General features: G+C 75.2%; 14 protein-coding genes and 1 riboswitch. Of the genes, 8 read left to right on the top strand and 6 right to left on the bottom strand.

Annotated elements, in window-relative coordinates:
• Positions 1-143: 143 nt before the first annotated feature.
• The 3 genes from Sdi02f_RS31450 to thiO all read right to left on the bottom strand — a co-directional run bounded on the left by Sdi02f_RS31450 (position 144) and on the right by thiO (position 2,349).
• Positions 144-938, bottom strand: coding sequence for a thiazole synthase (locus Sdi02f_RS31450; protein WP_053639138.1), 795 nt, complete (start codon positions 936-938; stop codon positions 144-146).
• A 2-nt stretch (positions 939-940) separates the two neighbouring features.
• On the bottom strand, positions 941-1,141 hold the full coding sequence (thiS, locus tag Sdi02f_RS31445) for a sulfur carrier protein ThiS (RefSeq protein ID WP_030402143.1): 201 nt from the start codon (positions 1,139-1,141) through the stop codon (positions 941-943).
• Entirely contained in the window at positions 1,138-2,349 is a 1,212-nt protein-coding gene (gene thiO / locus Sdi02f_RS31440; RefSeq protein WP_055469463.1) for a glycine oxidase ThiO, read from the bottom strand. Before thiO ends, thiS begins: the two co-directional genes overlap by 4 nt.
• Positions 2,347-2,458: riboswitch (TPP riboswitch) on the bottom strand. (Overlaps the previous gene by 3 nt.)
• Positions 2,459-2,581: 123 nt before the next feature.
• Here thiO and Sdi02f_RS31435 point away from each other — a divergent pair.
• The 5 genes from Sdi02f_RS31435 to Sdi02f_RS31415 all read left to right on the top strand — a co-directional run bounded on the left by Sdi02f_RS31435 (position 2,582) and on the right by Sdi02f_RS31415 (position 7,261).
• Positions 2,582-3,862, top strand: a complete 1,281-nt coding sequence (locus Sdi02f_RS31435) for an NAD(P)/FAD-dependent oxidoreductase (RefSeq protein ID WP_167458285.1) — start codon at positions 2,582-2,584, stop codon at positions 3,860-3,862.
• A gap of 41 nt (positions 3,863-3,903) precedes the next feature.
• Complete coding sequence (locus Sdi02f_RS31430; RefSeq protein ID WP_030402146.1) at positions 3,904-4,269, top strand: Rv2175c family DNA-binding protein; 366 nt, start codon at positions 3,904-3,906, stop codon at positions 4,267-4,269.
• A gap of 205 nt (positions 4,270-4,474) precedes the next feature.
• On the top strand, positions 4,475-5,146 hold the full coding sequence (thiE, locus tag Sdi02f_RS31425; RefSeq protein WP_053639140.1) for a thiamine phosphate synthase: 672 nt from the start codon (positions 4,475-4,477) through the stop codon (positions 5,144-5,146).
• 142 nt (positions 5,147-5,288) lie between these two features.
• Positions 5,289-6,212, top strand: a complete 924-nt coding sequence (gene metF / locus Sdi02f_RS31420; RefSeq protein WP_051783460.1) for a methylenetetrahydrofolate reductase [NAD(P)H] — start codon at positions 5,289-5,291, stop codon at positions 6,210-6,212.
• A gap of 56 nt (positions 6,213-6,268) precedes the next feature.
• Positions 6,269-7,261 (top strand): SCO2102 family sporulation regulator, encoded by a 993-nt coding sequence (locus Sdi02f_RS31415; RefSeq protein ID WP_053639141.1) that lies wholly within the window; start codon positions 6,269-6,271, stop codon positions 7,259-7,261.
• Positions 7,262-7,270: 9 nt separating this feature from the next.
• On the opposite strand, the gene Sdi02f_RS31410 is transcribed toward Sdi02f_RS31415, so the two are convergent.
• Together Sdi02f_RS31410 and Sdi02f_RS31405 are read right to left on the bottom strand one after the other, a co-directional pair.
• Positions 7,271-8,791: a phytoene desaturase family protein gene (locus Sdi02f_RS31410; protein WP_108934430.1), complete on the bottom strand. Its 1,521-nt coding sequence runs from the start codon at positions 8,789-8,791 to the stop codon at positions 7,271-7,273.
• 473 nt (positions 8,792-9,264) lie between these two features.
• Positions 9,265-9,894 carry a TetR/AcrR family transcriptional regulator gene (locus Sdi02f_RS31405; protein ID WP_108934429.1) on the bottom strand — a complete coding sequence of 210 codons (630 nt, stop codon included), beginning with the start codon at positions 9,892-9,894 and terminating at the stop codon, positions 9,265-9,267.
• A gap of 183 nt (positions 9,895-10,077) precedes the next feature.
• Here Sdi02f_RS31405 and Sdi02f_RS35720 point away from each other — a divergent pair, with 183 nt between their 5' ends.
• The 3 genes from Sdi02f_RS35720 to Sdi02f_RS31390 all read left to right on the top strand — a co-directional run bounded on the left by Sdi02f_RS35720 (position 10,078) and on the right by Sdi02f_RS31390 (position 12,322).
• Positions 10,078-10,665: an SAV_6107 family HEPN domain-containing protein gene (locus tag Sdi02f_RS35720; RefSeq protein WP_030402152.1), complete on the top strand. Its 588-nt coding sequence runs from the start codon at positions 10,078-10,080 to the stop codon at positions 10,663-10,665.
• 148 nt (positions 10,666-10,813) lie between these two features.
• A complete protein-coding gene (locus tag Sdi02f_RS31395) occupies positions 10,814-11,641 on the top strand; it encodes a methyltransferase (RefSeq protein ID WP_030402153.1) in 828 nt (275 codons plus the stop codon).
• A gap of 276 nt (positions 11,642-11,917) precedes the next feature.
• Entirely contained in the window at positions 11,918-12,322 is a 405-nt protein-coding gene (locus tag Sdi02f_RS31390; protein WP_108934428.1) for a spore wall synthesis complex protein, read from the top strand.
• A gap of 223 nt (positions 12,323-12,545) precedes the next feature.
• On the opposite strand, the gene Sdi02f_RS31385 is transcribed toward Sdi02f_RS31390, so the two are convergent.
• Positions 12,546-14,936 (bottom strand): transglutaminase TgpA family protein, encoded by a 2,391-nt coding sequence (locus Sdi02f_RS31385; protein ID WP_108934427.1) that lies wholly within the window; start codon positions 14,934-14,936, stop codon positions 12,546-12,548.
• Between the last annotated feature and the right edge of the window lie 90 nt (positions 14,937-15,026).

Raw genomic sequence — 15,026 nt, 5'->3', positions numbered from 1 at the left:
CGACGGCGGAGCACCCATGGGAAAGGTGTTCGTGCCCAACGGGGAACGGGCGCGCGGGTGGGAGGGGAGCCCTCGGACGGCGCCCGGGCGAGGAGCCCCCGGACGGTGCCGGGGAGAGGAGCCCCCGGGACCGCGCCGGGCCGCTAAAAGGCGGGCCGCTCCGGATCCAGCACCGCCAAGCCCTCCGCGGGGGACGACGCCTCGGCGAAGTGTCGCCGCGGAATCCGCCCCGCCCGCCGAGCCAGCCGCCCCGCCTCCACCCCCGCCCGCATCGCCGCGGCCATCAGCACCGGCTCCTGCGCCCGCGTCACCGCCGAGGCCAGCATCACCCCCGCACACCCCAGTTCCATCGCCAGCGCCACGTCCGAGGCCGTACCGGCCCCCGCGTCCAGAATCACCGGCACGCGCGCGTGCTCCACGATGAGCTGGAAGTTGTGCGGGTTGCGGATCCCGAGCCCGGAGCCGATCGGCGAGCCCAGCGGCATGATCGCCGCGCACCCGACGTCCTCCAGCTTCCGCGCGAGCACCGGGTCGTCGTTGGTGTACGGCAGCACCGTGAACCCGTCGTCGACCAGTGTCTCGGCCGCGTCCAGCAGCTCGACCGGGTCGGGCAGCAGCGTGCGCTCGTCGGCGACGACCTCCAGCTTGACCAGGTCCGTGCCGAGCGCCTCGCGCGCCAGCCGCGCGGTGAGGACGGCCTCCCCGGCGGTGAAGCAGCCGGCCGTGTTCGGCAGCACTCCGATGCCGAGCCGCTCCAGTACGGACAGCACCGACCCGTGCACCGAGGTGTCCACCCGCCGCATCGCGACGGTCGTCAGCTCCGTCCCGGAGGCCACCAGCGCGCGCTCCAGCACGTCCAGGCTGGGCGCCCCGCCCGTACCCATGATCAGGCGGGACCCGTAGGACGTACCGCCGAGGACAAAGGGATCGTCGGCCACGGTCAGCCTCCTTGGACGGCGGTGAGGACCTCGACGCGGTCGCCGTCGGCCAGGGCGGTGGCGGACCACTGCGCGCGCGGGACGACGGTTTCGTTCAGGGCGGCGGCCACTCCGGACGGTGCCGCGGTGAGGGTGCCCACCAGCGCGTCCAGGGCGGTGCCGGGAGCCACCTCGCGCGGCTCGCCGTTGACGGAGATGTTCATGCGGAGTGCTCCGGAAGTCGCGGGAGTGGGGGAAGCGCGGGGGCGCCGCCGAAGCGGCGGGGCGTGAAGGGGCGGCCCTCCTCCGGCAGCTCCCCGGTGGTCAGGGCGTGCGCCATGACGTCGCCGGTGACGGGGGTGAGCAGCACGCCGTTGCGGTAGTGCCCGGTGGCCAGCAGCAGGCCGTCCAGGCCGGTCGGGCCGAGCAGCGGGGCGTTGTCCGGGGAGCCGGGGCGCAGACCCGCGCGGGTCTCCGTCAGCGGCAGCTCCGTGATGCCGGGGACCAGCTCGTGGGCGTCGCGCAGCAGCGCGTAGACGCCGCCCGCGGTGACCGTCGTGTCCCAGCCCAGCTCCTCGCTGGTGGCGCCGACGACCAGCTCGCCGTTCTCGCGGGGCACCAGGTAGACGTGGTTGCCGCGCACCACGGCGCGCACCGTCCGGTTCAGCAGCGGTCCGTGGGCCCGGGGCATCGTCAGCCGCAGCACCTGGCCCTTCACCGGCCGCACCGGCGGCAGTACGGCCTCCGGCACGCCCGTGAGCCGCCCGCTGAGGCTGCCCCCGGCCAGCACGACCTGCCCGGCCTCCAGCGCGGTGCCGTCCGCGGTGACGACGCCCGTGGCCCGGTCCCCGCGCCCGACGGTGAGCCGCTCGGCCCACACCCGGTGGAAGACCACGCCCGCGTGTGCGCAGGCGGCCACCAGCGCCCGTGCGAGGCGGCGCGGGTCGATCTGGTGGTCGCCGTCCACCCGGAGCCCCCCGCGCACGCCCGGCGCGAGCATCGGCTCCAGGCGCCGGCACTCGCGCCCCGACAGCCACTCCGACTCCAGGCCCGAGCGCTGCTGGAGCGCGTGCAGGTCGCGCAGGTGGGCGCGGTCGTCGGCGTCCAGTGCGACGGCCAGGGTGCCGCAGCGGCGGTACCCGAGGTCCCGGCCGGTCAGTTCGGCCAGCTCGGCCGCGAACGCGGGGTAGCGGCGGGCCGAGGCGAGGTTCAGCGCGAGCAGCGTCTCCTCGCCGTAGTGCAGCTCGGTGACGGCGGCCAGCATCCCGGCCGCCACCCGGGCCGCCCCGCCGCCCGGTTCGGGGTCCACGAGGGCGGTGGCCAGCCCGCGCTGAGCGGCCCGCCAGGCCGTGACCAGCCCGACGATCCCGCCGCCGACGACGAGCACGTCGGGCGTGCGGGGCGTACGAGGCGTGTGTGGTGGAGACGACATGGGCGTCCAGCCCCTCCCTTCGCCGGCATGACCCGGATCAGGTTCGTACGGTCGGAGGCCGCCAGCCTCCCTCTCAGCCCGGTGCGTCCGGGCTCCCGCGAGTGCCTTGCGTCGGCCACCCTAGCCCGCGGCACAGGGCGCGGGTAGGGGACCCCGTGCGGCCGGGGGCGTCGCGCAGTTCACGGGGGACGGGCACCGACCGGTGGAACACCGGGGTGTCTATGGTGATCAGGTGAGTGAGCAGACGCGGGAACGGGGACAGGGGCCGGCGGCGGACGCGGAGCGCCGTGTGGTCGTGGTGGGCGCCGGGATGGCGGGCGTGCAGACGGCGGTCGCCCTGCGGGAACAGGGCTTCACCGGCCCGGTGACCCTGATCGGCGCGGAGCCGCACCAGCCGTACGACCGCCCCCCGCTGTCCAAGGCCGTCCTGCTCGGCACGGCCGAGGGGTCCGCCTTCGACGTCGACTTCGAGGCGCTCGGCATCACCCTGCGGCTGGGCTGCGAGGCCCTGGGCGTGCGCCCCGGCGACCACCTCCTCGACACCTCCGAGGGGCCCGTGCCCTACGACTCCCTCGTCCTGGCGACCGGCGCCGAACCCGTCCGGCTCCCCGGCGCCGAGGGCGTGCCCGGCGTACACCTGCTGCGCACCCTGGACGACGCCGAACGGCTGCGCCCGGTGCTCGCCCGGCAGCACGACGTCGTGGTGGTCGGGGCGGGCTGGATCGGCGCCGAGTTCGCCACCGCCGCGCGGGAGGCGGGCTGCGCGGTGACCGTGGTGGAGGCCGCCGACCGGCCGCTCGCCGACGCGCTGCCCGCCGAGGTGGCCGCGCCGATGACCTCCTGGTACGCCGACGCGGGCGCCGAACTGCGCACCCGCGCGCGCGTGGAGCGCGTCGAGCCGGGCGGTCCGGGCGAGCCCGCCCGGGTCGTCCTCGACGACGGCACCCGGCTGCCCGCCGACGCGGTCGTCGTCGGCATCGGCGCCCGCCCCGCCACCGGCTGGCTGGCCGGCTCCGGGATCGCCCTCGGCCGGCACGGCGAGGTCCTGGCCGACGACCGCCTGCGCGCCCGCGTGCCGGACGTCCACGCGGTGGGCGACTGCGCCTCCTTCCCCTCCGCCCGCTACGGCGAGCGGCTGCTGGTGCACCACTGGGACAACGCGCTCCAGGGGCCGCGCACGGTCGCCGCCGACATCGTCGGCGCCCCGGCCGGCGAACCCGCGGCGGCCTACGACCCGGTGCCGTACTTCTGGTCCGAGCAGTTCGGCCGCTTCGTCCAGTACGCCGGTCACCACACGGCCGCCGACACCACCCTGTGGCGCGGCGACCCCTCCAGCCCGGCGTGGACGGTCTGCTGGCTGCGCGCGGGCCGCCTGGTGGCGCTGCTGGCGGTGGGCCGCCCCCGTGACCTGGCCCAGGGCAGACGCCTGATCCAGGCGGGCACGAGGATGGACCCGGATCTGCTGGCCGACCCGGCGAAGCCGCTGAAGGCGGCGACGGCGGCATCGGCGTAGTCCGGTTTCCGAGTGTCAGTGCCAGGTGGCAGGCTGGGGGCGTGACCGAGATTGACGCAAAGACCGATGCTCTCGTGCCTGCCTGGCTCACCGTCCCCGACATCGCCGAGAAGCTCGGCGTCGAGGTGACCCGGGTACGCCAGCTCATCAAGGAAGGCCAGCTCATCGCCGTCCGCCGCGGGGAGAACCGCGCGCTGCACGTCCCCGCGGCCTTCATCGACGAGGACAAGGTCGTCAAGGGCCTGGTAGGGACCCTGACGCTGCTGCGGGACGACGGCTTCACGGCCGAGGAGATGCTGGAGTGGCTCTTCACTCCCGACCCGAGCCTGCCCGGCACCCCCGCCCAGGCGCTGGCGGAGAACCGCGGTACGGAGGTGAAGCGCCGGGCCCAGGCGCTCGCCGTCTGACCACAGCGACGCCGTCCCGTCGCCCCGATTGATCAGCGGCACCGCTGATCCGCGGCACCGCTGATCCGCCGCGCCGATCCACCGCACCACCCGGCGTACGAGCCGCGGACCCCGGCCCGGGAGAGGCCCGGTCCGCGGCCCGTGCGCCACCCTCGTGCGGCCCGTCCCGGGCCCGCGCCACCGAACGAACCGGGGGGACACCCGCATGCCCGACACCGCCGCGACCACTGCCCGCGCCCGGCTCGCCGACGCTCGGCTCTACCTGTGCACGGACGCCCGCCGGAGCCAGGGCGACCTGCCCGAGTTCCTCGACGCCGTGCTCGCCGCCGGGGTCGACGTCGTGCAGTTGCGGGACAAGGGAATGGAGGCGGCCGAGGAACTGGAGCACCTCAAGGTCCTCGCCGACGCCTGCGCCCGCCACGGCAGGCTCCTCGCGGTCAACGACCGCGCGGACGTCGCGCACGCCGCCCGCGCCGACGTGCTGCACCTCGGCCAGGGCGACCTGCCGGTGCCCGCCGCCCGGGCCGTCGTCGGCGACGACGTGCTGATCGGCCGCTCCACGCACGCCGAGTCCGAGGCCGCCGCTGCCGCCGTCCAGGACGGCGTGGACTACTTCTGCACCGGTCCGTGCTGGCCGACCCCCACCAAGCCCGGCCGCCACGCACCCGGCCTCGACCTGGTCCGGTACACCGCGGCGCTGGGCACCGGCCGCCCCTGGTTCGCCATCGGCGGCATCGACCTCGGCAACCTCGACCAGGTGGTGGAGGCGGGCGCCCGGCGCGTGGTCGTCGTGCGCGCGATCACCGCCGCCGACGACCCCGGCGCGGCGGCGGCCGAGTTCGCGAAGCGGCTGCGTCAGGTCCCGGCGGGGGAGTAGCCGCACCCGGCCGTGGCGGGCCGGCGGGCCGTCCGGAGCCGATCGCGGGCCATGTGTCCAAAAGATGGACAACAACTCGACAATATGGACAAATGTCCCGCATCCGGTTGGGCGACCGCCGTCCCCTGGCTAACCTGCCGGTATGGCCCTCGGAACCGCAAGCACGAGGACTGATCGCGCCCGCACGGTGCGTGACATCCTCGCCACCGGCAAGACGACGTACTCGTTCGAGTTCTCTGCGCCGAAGACGCCCAAGGGCGAGAAGAACCTGTGGAGCGCGCTGAGGCGGGTCGAGGCCGTGGCCCCGGACTTCGTCTCCGTGACCTACGGCGCCGGCGGCTCCACGCGGGCGGGCACGGTGCGGGAGACCGAGCAGATCGTCGCCGACACCACGCTGACCCCGGTCGCCCACCTGACCGCCGTCGACCACTCCGTCGCCGAGCTGCGCAACATCATCGGCCAGTACGCCGACGCCGGGATCCGCAACATGCTCGCGGTGCGCGGCGACCCGCCCGGCGACCCCACGGCCGACTGGGTCGCGCACCCCGAGGGCCTGACGTACGCCGCCGAACTGGTCCGGCTCATCAAGGAGTCGGGCGACTTCTGCGTCGGCGTCGCGGCCTTCCCCGAGATGCACCCGCGCTCCGCCGACTGGGACACGGACGTGGCGCACTTCGTCGACAAGTGCCGGGCCGGCGCGGACTACGCGATCACGCAGATGTTCTTCCAGCCCGACTCCTACCTCCGCCTGCGCGACCGGGTCGCCGCGGCCGGCTGTGAGACCCCGGTCATCCCCGAGGTGATGCCGGTGACCAGTGTGAAGATGCTGGAGAGGTTGCCGAAGCTCAGCAACGCCTCGTTCCCCGCGGAGCTGAAAGAGCGGATCCTCTCGGTCAAGGACGATCCGGCGGCTGTACGCTCGATCGGCATCGAGTTCGCCACGGAGTTCTGCGCGCGGCTGCTGGCCGAAGGTGTGCCCGGACTGCACTTCATCACGCTCAACAACTCCACGGCGACGCTGGAAATCTACGAGAACCTGGGCCTGCACCACCCACCGCGGGCCTAGACCGGCCGCACGTATTTGCGACACACTGCGTAACGGCCACTGGGAGAGGGGCGTACATGGGCTGGACGGTCCTCTACATCGCGTTCGGCGTCGTCGCGTTGTGGCTGCTGGGCGAAGTGCTGCTGCAGTACAAGGCGCGCCTGCGCTGGCGGCTGCTCGCCTTCGGCGGCTTCGCGGGCGTCGTGGCCGGTGTGCTGATGTCGAACGTGCTCGTCATCGGGGTCGGCGCCGCCGCCTTCGCGGTCGGCCAGACCTACGTCACCCTGTCCTTCCGCCGAGGCTTCGAGGCGGGCTGGGCGGTCAACGCCCCGGCGAGCCTCGTCGGCAAACGCGGGCGTCCCGAACGGGGCGGCCGGGAAGCCGTGTTGGAGCCTTCCGGGCCCGAATCCGCCGAGGGCGGCCGGGACCACCACGACGGCTACGACGAGCACGTCCAGGGCCACGTCCCGGACCAGGAGGTCCCGGCGTACGGGTCCGACGACCACGACCGCGACGACGTCTTCACCCCCGCCCGCCCCGCCGCCGACCCCACGGCCGCGGAGACCACCGCCGTCTACGCACCGCAGCCCATGCCGGACGACACCGGCTCGTACGGCGTGTACGCCGACTCCGGTTACGGCACCGGCCAGCAGCCCGCGGCCGCCCCGGGCGCCGACCAGAACTACGCCTACGACTACTCGGGCTACGGGCAGCAGCAGGGCTACGGCTACGACACCGGCGCGCAGCAGCAGTACGCCGCCTACTCCGACCCGTACATCGGCACCCACACCTACGGCGGCGGGACCTACGACACCGGCGGCTACGACACGAGCGGCGGGCAGCAGCAGTACGGCCAGCAGGGGTACGGGCAGGACCCGTACGCCACGGATGCCACCGGCACGCCCGGCGGCTACGGCGGCGAGACCCCGCCCGGCGGAGTGTGGGTGCCGCAGCAGCGCAGCACCGACGACCCCTACGGCGGCGAACTCCCGGCCGAACAGCAGCACTACCCCTACCAGGGCAACGGCCAGGCGCAGGGCCAGGGTTACGACGAGCAGTACCGCTACTGAGGACCCGGCTCACTGGGAACCGCGGAACTCCGGTCCCTCCACCACGAGTCCGGCGACCAGCGCGCCCGACATGCCCGCGTGCGGGAGCCCCCCGCCGGGGTGCGACCAGCCGCCGACCGTGAACAGGCCCTCGGTACGCGTCGAGTTCGCCGCGTGCAGCAGGAGGCCGTCGGCCCCCGCCAGCGCCGGCGCCGGGATCGCACCGTCGGGCACACCGGTGTCCGCCGCGACCTCGGCCGGGGTGCGCACCTCGTGCCACAGCAGCCGGTCGCGCAGGCCGGGCACCGCCCGCTCGGCCACGTCGATCAGCTGCCCGGCCCAGGGGGCGGACACCCCGTCCGTGGGCTGCCCGGACGCGCTGGTCAGCGCGGGCACCACCGCGGAGAGGACGACCGCCTCGTGGTCCGCGTCCGGGACCAGCGCGGGGTCGTCGGGCCGCAGGACGGTGACGGTCGGCCGCGCGGCCATCCCGGGAGCGGCGCCGAACAAGCGGTCCAACTCGGTCTCCCGGTCCGCCGCGTGCACCACCGTCCGGTGCGCCGTGCCCCGCGGACGCGCGCCGCGCAGTGCGAGGAGCACCGTCAGCCGGCTCGCCCCACCGCGCTGCGGCGGCACCTCGCCCTCCCCGCGCACCGGTGACCCCCCGCGCAGGCGGTCCAGCACCCCCGGGGCCACGCCGGAGACCACGAACTCGGCCTCCTCCACGGTCCCGTCGGCCAGCTCCACGCCCGCCGCCCGGCCGTCCTTCTCGACGATCCCGGTGACCTCGGCCCCGAAGCGGAACTCCACCCGGCGGGCCAGACACCGCTCGTACACCGCCCGCGCCAGCTCCCGCAGACCCCCGCCGCGCACGTACCACACGCCGAACGCGTACTCCATGTACGGCAGTACGGCGGCGTTCGCGGGGGCGGTGCGGGGGTCCAGGCCGTACGCGAGGGCGTGGCTCTCCAGCAGGGCGGCCAGCCGGGGGTCGCGCAACTCCCGGGCGCCGACCTCGGCGAGCGTGCCGGCCCGGCGGGTGCGCAGCAGCCGTCTGTGCGGGACGGCGGGGTAGGGCTCGCGCTCGGCCAGCACCCGCCAGTTCGGCCAGAGCGGCTCCTCCAGGAGGGGGCGGCGGGTGCGGTCCCAGGTCTCCCGGGCCCGCACCAGGAAGTCGCCCCAGCGCTGCCCGGCGCCCGCACCGAGCGCGGCGTCCAGGGCGGCGACGACACCCGCGCGCGAGGCGTTCGGCAGGGAGACCTCCGTGCCGTCCGCGAACACGTGCCGGGAGGAGGGGTCGACCTGGACCAGGTCGACGCACGCCTCCAGCGGCTCCTTGCCGGTCTTCACGAACAGATCGCGCCAGACCGCGGGCAGCGGGAGCAGACCGGGGCCGGTGTCGAAGGAGAACCCGTCCCGCTCGAAGCGGCCCAGGGCTCCGCCGTACGTCCCCGTCCGCTCGTACACCACCACCCGGTGGCCCGCGACGGCCAGCCGGGCGGCCGCCGCCATGGCGCCCGTCCCGGCGCCGATCACCGCAATCCGTGCCATGCCAGGGACTTTATCCGCCCCCACCGGCACTCCCGTGCGAGGGCTGAGCACCAGGACGGACGTCCCGGTGACCGGTCGGCCGGGCCACCTCGTGGGCCGGGGTGCGCAGGGCTGAGTAGGTGTACCTAGTCCGCCAGATGAGTACCCGCGCGGATGGGCTGCGACCTGCGGGGACGAGAGAGTGGAGACACGGAGAGGGGCACGGCTCCGGCACCGGCGGCACGGGGCGCCGGAACGGAGCCGGGCCCGCGATCCGCTCCTTCCGCCGGCCGTGGCCGGCGGGAGCGAGGCACGGGGGAACCCGGAGGGACGACCGGCGACGGGAGTTCCGACGGGGGGACGTACGGGGGAGCAGGAGGAGGCGCCGGTCCGACGGCGGCCCGCGGGGGACGCGGCCGCCACGGACCGGCGCTCCTTCGTGCGACCGGCCGGCTTTGCCGGTCGCTCGGCCCAGCCCGCTCGGCGCCGCTTGCTCAGCCCCGCCCGCTCACCCGCCCCTGGAGCAGCCGCGACAGCGCGGCGTGCACGTCGTCCAGGGAGCGCTCCGGCTGGAACGCCTTCCAGTCCAGCGCGGCCACCAGAACCATGCCGACGAGCGCGGCGGCGGTCAGCGGCACGTCGATCTCCTCGCTGAACTCCCCGCTCGCCACGCCCGCGCGCAGCACGTCCTCCACCACCGCCACGGCCTCCTGCCGGACCACCAGCAGCGTGGACTGCCAGGCCCGGTTGGTGCGCCACAGCTCGGCCACGTAGAGCTGGGTGAAGGCCGGGTACCGGTCGATGAAGACGAGCCCCGCGCGGATCATCGCGTCCAGGGCGTCGACCCGGCCGAGCCCCTGCCGGGCCGTCCCTTCCGCGGCCTGGCGCAGCGAGGCGGTCAGCAGCCCGACACCGTGCCGCAGCAACTCCTCGAAGAGGACGGACTTGCTGGCGAAGTTGTAGTAGACCGTGCCCTTCGCGACCCCGGCCCGCTCGGCGATCTCGTCCACCGTGGTGGCGGAGAAACCCTGCTCGGCGATGAGGGTGACCGCCGCCTCGTACAGCTTCTGCCGGGTGGCCTCGCGACGGCTGCCGCGCTGCGAGGCGGTGCTGCTGCTTTCCATGGTCCCGATTCTCACAGCACCCCCCGGGGCGACGTCACCGCAGGCCCGCGGGGCCCGGAACCGAACGGCCGATCGAAGCGAAAGGCCAGGTCAGAACGGATTGTCAGTGGCATACCTCACGATGGGCACATACGGCACCTCCTGCCGGGAGGGCGCCGTCACGGAGACGACAGGAGGATCGTCATGGCCCACTCGTCCGCAGCCGCCGCCCGGCGGCGCCGCGCAGCCGGCCCTGCACCCTCACTGACCGGACCGGCGAGCGACGTGCACCCCGTGCTCCGCCGGACGACAGCCCCGCCCGCCGCTCTCGACCTCCTCGCCCAGGCCCGGGCCGGACTGGAGGAGGCCACCGCCCTCGAAACGCCGAACGAGCGTTACGCGACGGCCCACCTCGCCGCCCTGCGCACCGCCGCCGCCGTGCTGGCCGCGCGCGGCCGCCCGGAGACCAGCCCGCGGGCCCGGGCCCGCATCCGCAGCGCCTGGGAGGTGCTGCCCGAGATCGCGCCCGAGCTGTCCGACTGGAGCGCGCTGTTCGCCTCCGGCGCGAGCCGCCGGGCCCGGGCCGAGGCGGGCATCCAGGGCGCCGCGGGCACCCGGGACGCCGACGACCTGATACGCGACGTGGCGATGTTCCTGCGCCTGGTGGAGCGGATGCTGGTCCTCCAGCCGGTCCTGCCCCAGCCGCGCCCCGACACCGGCCCACCGGGCCCGGAACACCCCGGCCGCCCCGACGCCGGGCACCCGGGCCGCGGCCTGCCGGACGCGGGGTGACCGGGGCGTGAGCGGGTGACCGGCGGGCGTGGCGGAGGCAATAGGGTGGGAGACGCCTGAAGCCTCCCCCTCCCCGCGCCGGGCGGGGGCGGCAGCCCGTTCGCTCCGCCCGTGTCCGAGGCGGTGCCGCGCCGAGGAGTCAACTGCCGTGTCGGACCCGATGCGCCCGCCCGCCTCCCACCCCCGACCGCAGACGGCCTCGCCGCGCTCCGAGCCCTCCCGTTCCCGGTCGGCCCTTCGGACCGCCGTGGTCTGGGACGTCCTCCGGGACGCCCTGGAGCGCCGGGTCGGGGCCACGGGCCGGCAGGCGCTGGACGTCCTCGACACCGGCGGCGGCAGCGGCAACTTCGCGGTGCCGGTGGCCGGCCTCGGCCACCGCGTCACGGTCGTGGACCCGAGCCCCAACGCCCTGTTCGCGCTGGAGCGCCGCGCCGCCGAGGCCGGGGTCGCCGAGCGCGTGCGGGGCGTCCAGGGGGACGCCCGCGGCCTGTTCGACGTGGTGGAGCGCGGCGGCTACGACGCGGTGCTGTGCCACGGCGTCCTGGAGTACGTCGACGACCCCGCGGAGGGCGTGCGCAACGCGGTGGCGGCCCTGCGCGAGGGCGGCGTCCTCAGCCTGCTCGCCGCGGGCCTGGGCGGTGCCGTGCTGGCGCGCGCCCTCGCCGGCCACTTCACGGAGGCCCGGCAGGCCCTCTCCGACCCGGACGGCCGCTGGGGCACGGGCGACCCCGTGCCGCGCCGGTTCACCGCCGAACAGCTCACCGGGCTGGTCGAGGACGCCGGGCTCCGCGTCGGCGCCGTGCACGGCGTACGGGTCTTCGCCGACCTCGTGCCCGGCGTGCTGGTGGACACCGAGCCGGGGGCCGTGGAGGCCCTGCTGAAGCTGGAGGCCGCGGCGGCCGAACTCGCCGCGTTCCACTCCGTGGCCACCCAGCTCCACGTGCTCGGTGAGACCCGAGGTTCCAACGGGGCCTGAGCGCCCGCCGGGGTATGGCGCTGATCAGGGGCGCGACTGCAGATGGAGTACGCCACAGGCCCCCCGAACGGGGGGCAGTCGCCGTATGATCGAGGGAGACGGCCCGGCATGACGGGTCGGCCGCTGGGGAATGGGAACTTCAGCGAGCCGGCACGGCCATGACGGAGTCCGGTTGGTCAATTGGCGCAGAGGGGCGGGTTTCACGGGGGCGATTCCCTGCCTATCCTGAAGAGACCCCCCGGGTCGCCCCGGCGACTGCACGATGAGGAGGACTCCGTGCCGCTCTCGGAGCACGAGCAGCGCATGCTCGAGCAGATGGAGCGAGCGCTGTACGCCGAAGATCCCAAGTTCGCGACAGCGCTCGAGGGAAGCGGGCTGCGTACGTACACCCGGCGACGGGTCTACCAGGCGGTCGCGGGCTTCCTCGTAGGTATTGCGCTCCTCATGGCCGGAATGGTCGCCCAGCAGGTGTGGCTCAGTGTCGTGGGCTTCCTGGTCATGCTGGGCTGCGCGGTTCTCGCCGTGACCGGCTGGCGCAAGGCCCTCAAGCCGGGCGAGCAGCAGGCGGCCGGTGCCGGTCCGCAGGCGGCTCGTCGCCAGCAACGACAGAAACGCTCCATGATGGACCGCATCGACGAGCGCTGGCAGCGCCGCAGAGACGAGCAGCAGGGCGGCCAGTAGCGCCCGAGCACCGCTCACCAGAACATCCGCGTGAGGGGGTGACCACCCGGACGGTGGTCACCCCCTCACGCGTGCCCGGGAACCCTCAGGGTGCCGTGACCGCGCCCGGGGGTGCCGCGACCGCTCCCGGGGTGCCGCGAGCGGTCGCGGGCGCCGTGAGGCGCGAGAGGCGTCTGCGAGGGACGTCTGGGGCGCCGTCCCGGTGGGCCGGCGCCCATTCGGCTCAGCCCTGCTGGTCCGATGTCCCGCGCCACACCGGACGGGCCGCCGCGGCCCGCCGTTTCAGAGCCGCCCACCGGGCCGACACCGCCCAGGCCACCCGTACGGCCGAACGCGGGGCGATCCGTGCACGCAGCCGCGTGGTGCGCCCCGCCGTGGCCCGCAGACCGGCGCTGGCCAGCCGGGCGTCCTCCGTCAGTCCCGCCGTCAGCCGCGGGCGGGGTGCGTACAGGACCTGCTCCACCGCGTCCGCCACCCGGTGCACCGCCGCCGCGGCCGCCGGGTCGAGCCGGCCCAGCCGGACGAGGCGGGCCGCGGCCCTGCGGGTGGTCTGCGACTCCTCCGGCCGGATCCCGAGGTCCCACGCCGTGTCGGTCAGCTCCCGCCAGACCGCGAGGGTGTGCGGGCCGGCGTCCGCCTCACCCCGGCCGTGCGCCCCGAGCCGCAGCGCCCTCACCCGCAGCCGCCACAGCAACGGCGCGAGCGGGACCGCCAGCACGACGAGTCCGGCCAGGACCCAGCCCAGCAGCGCGTACCACGGGGGTCCGCCGCCCCCGGTGACCGGCACGGCCACCGCGGACTCGGTCGCGCACGCCTCGAGCTTCTTGTCCTGCGGGGAGCAGGCGTCGCTCTCCGAGGGCGCCGCCGACGGCTCCGTCTGCGGATTCCGCGACGGCAGGGCCGGATCCGGCACCGAACTGCCCGGCTGGTCCGTGATCGTGTACGCCGGGGTCGACCCACGCGTCGGCGTCGGCTCGAAACGGGTCCAGCCCACGCCCTCGAAGTACACCTCCGGCCACGCGTGCGCGTCCCGCAGCCCCACCGAGACCGAGCCGTCCGCCTGCGGGGAGCCCGGCGCGAAGCCCACCGCGACCCGGGCCGGAATGCCCAGGGAGCGGGCCATCGCCGCCATGGCGAAGGAGAAGTGGACGCAGAAGCCCTCCTTCTCCTTCAGGAACCGGGCGATCGCGTCCGAGCCGCTGCCGATGTCGACCTGGGTGTCGTACTCGAAGCCGCCGTTGACCGCGAAGTACTCCTGGAGCTTGACCGCCTGCTCGTAGGGGTTCGCGGCGCCGGCGGTGACCTCCCGGGCGGTCCGGGCGACCACGTCGGGCAGCGAGTCCGGCAGCTCCGTGTACTCGCGCAGGAGCGCCGCCGAAGGCTGCGGCGCCGCGGCGAGCTGCTGCGCCGTCGGCTGCAGGCTCAGGCTCCGTACCTCGTAGGTCAGCCCGCGGGTGTTCTGGCCGTGGTCGCCGACCAGGGTCATGCCGACCGGTTCGTAGCGCCAGTTGCCCGCGACGCGCACCGCGCTGGGCGGGTAGGGCATCGGCAGCCAGTCCTGGGCGAAATCGTCCGCCGCCGAGATCAGGGACCGGATCTCGGTGCGCTCCACGTCGCGGCCGAGCCCGGCCGGGGTGGGGAAGGTCCCGTCCGGCACGGCGGTGATGTGGCGCTTGGAGGGCTTCCAGGTGGTGCCGTCGAAGTCGTCCAGGGAGACGATGCGCAGGTACAGGTCGGACAGGTTCGCGGAGTCGGTCCTGAGGGTGAGGACCTCGCGGTCCTCGTTCACGTTGAGGCTGTCCCGCAGGGAGACCAGCGGGTTCACCGCGGAGATCGTGCCGCCGCCCCCGCCCCCCGGGCCCACGCCGCCGCGGGCGCCGTCCAGCAGCCCGCCGTCCATCGCGGGCAGGGCGAGCGGCACCACCAGGGCGATGCCCAGCGCGAAGGCGCCGATGCGCCGTCCGGTGCGGACCGGGGCGAGCGCGCGCCCCTGGCCGGTCCCCGGGGCGCGAGCGGCGCCGCCGAAGACCCGGCCCCACTGCGAGAGCCGGTCACGTCCCTCGGCCAGCAGCAGCATCAGATAGCCGGCCGCCGCGACCAGGAACCACAGCCAGTCGGCGCCGCCCTCGGACAGGCCCGCGGCCACCGAGTACAGCGCGAGCAGCGGCAGGCCGGCCGGGGCGGCGCTGCGGAAGGACACCGCGAGGGCGTCCACCAGCAGCCCGATCACCAGCACGCCGCCGACGAGCATCAGCCGGATGCCGTCGGACTCCAGCGGTGCCGGGATCGCGTACCGGGCGATGTCGTCGCCGCCCTGCTGGAACAGGTCGGCGAAGCGCTGGAAGGCCTGCGGGCCGGGGAGCAGCCCGGCGACCGCCTGCTGCCGGGCGAAGACCAGGGTCAGCAGCATCAGCGTGACCAGGGCCTGGGCCCCGATCGTCAGCGGCCGTGCCAGCGGCACCCGCCGCGCCACCGCGCCCACGCCGGTCTGCACCGCCAGCAGGACCGCCGCCTGCAGGATCCACGTGGCCGGGTCGACCAACGGCAGCAACGCGCACGCCGCCATCAGCGTGGCCGCCCACGCACACAACGCCAACCGCGCCCGCCCGCTCATCGCCCCGCCCTCCGGCCGGTGGTCGTGGGGGCGGCCGGCCGCGGTCCGGCACCGCCCGTCCGCCCCTGTCGCCCGCACGCCCGGCCGTCC

The sequence above is a fragment of the Streptomyces ardesiacus genome, assembly GCF_003112575.1.
Taxonomy (GTDB): Bacteria; Actinomycetota; Actinomycetes; order Streptomycetales; family Streptomycetaceae; genus Streptomyces; species Streptomyces ardesiacus.
The sequence above is the reverse complement of the archived record's forward strand: the minus strand, read 5'-3'. Positions and strand labels throughout refer to the sequence as shown.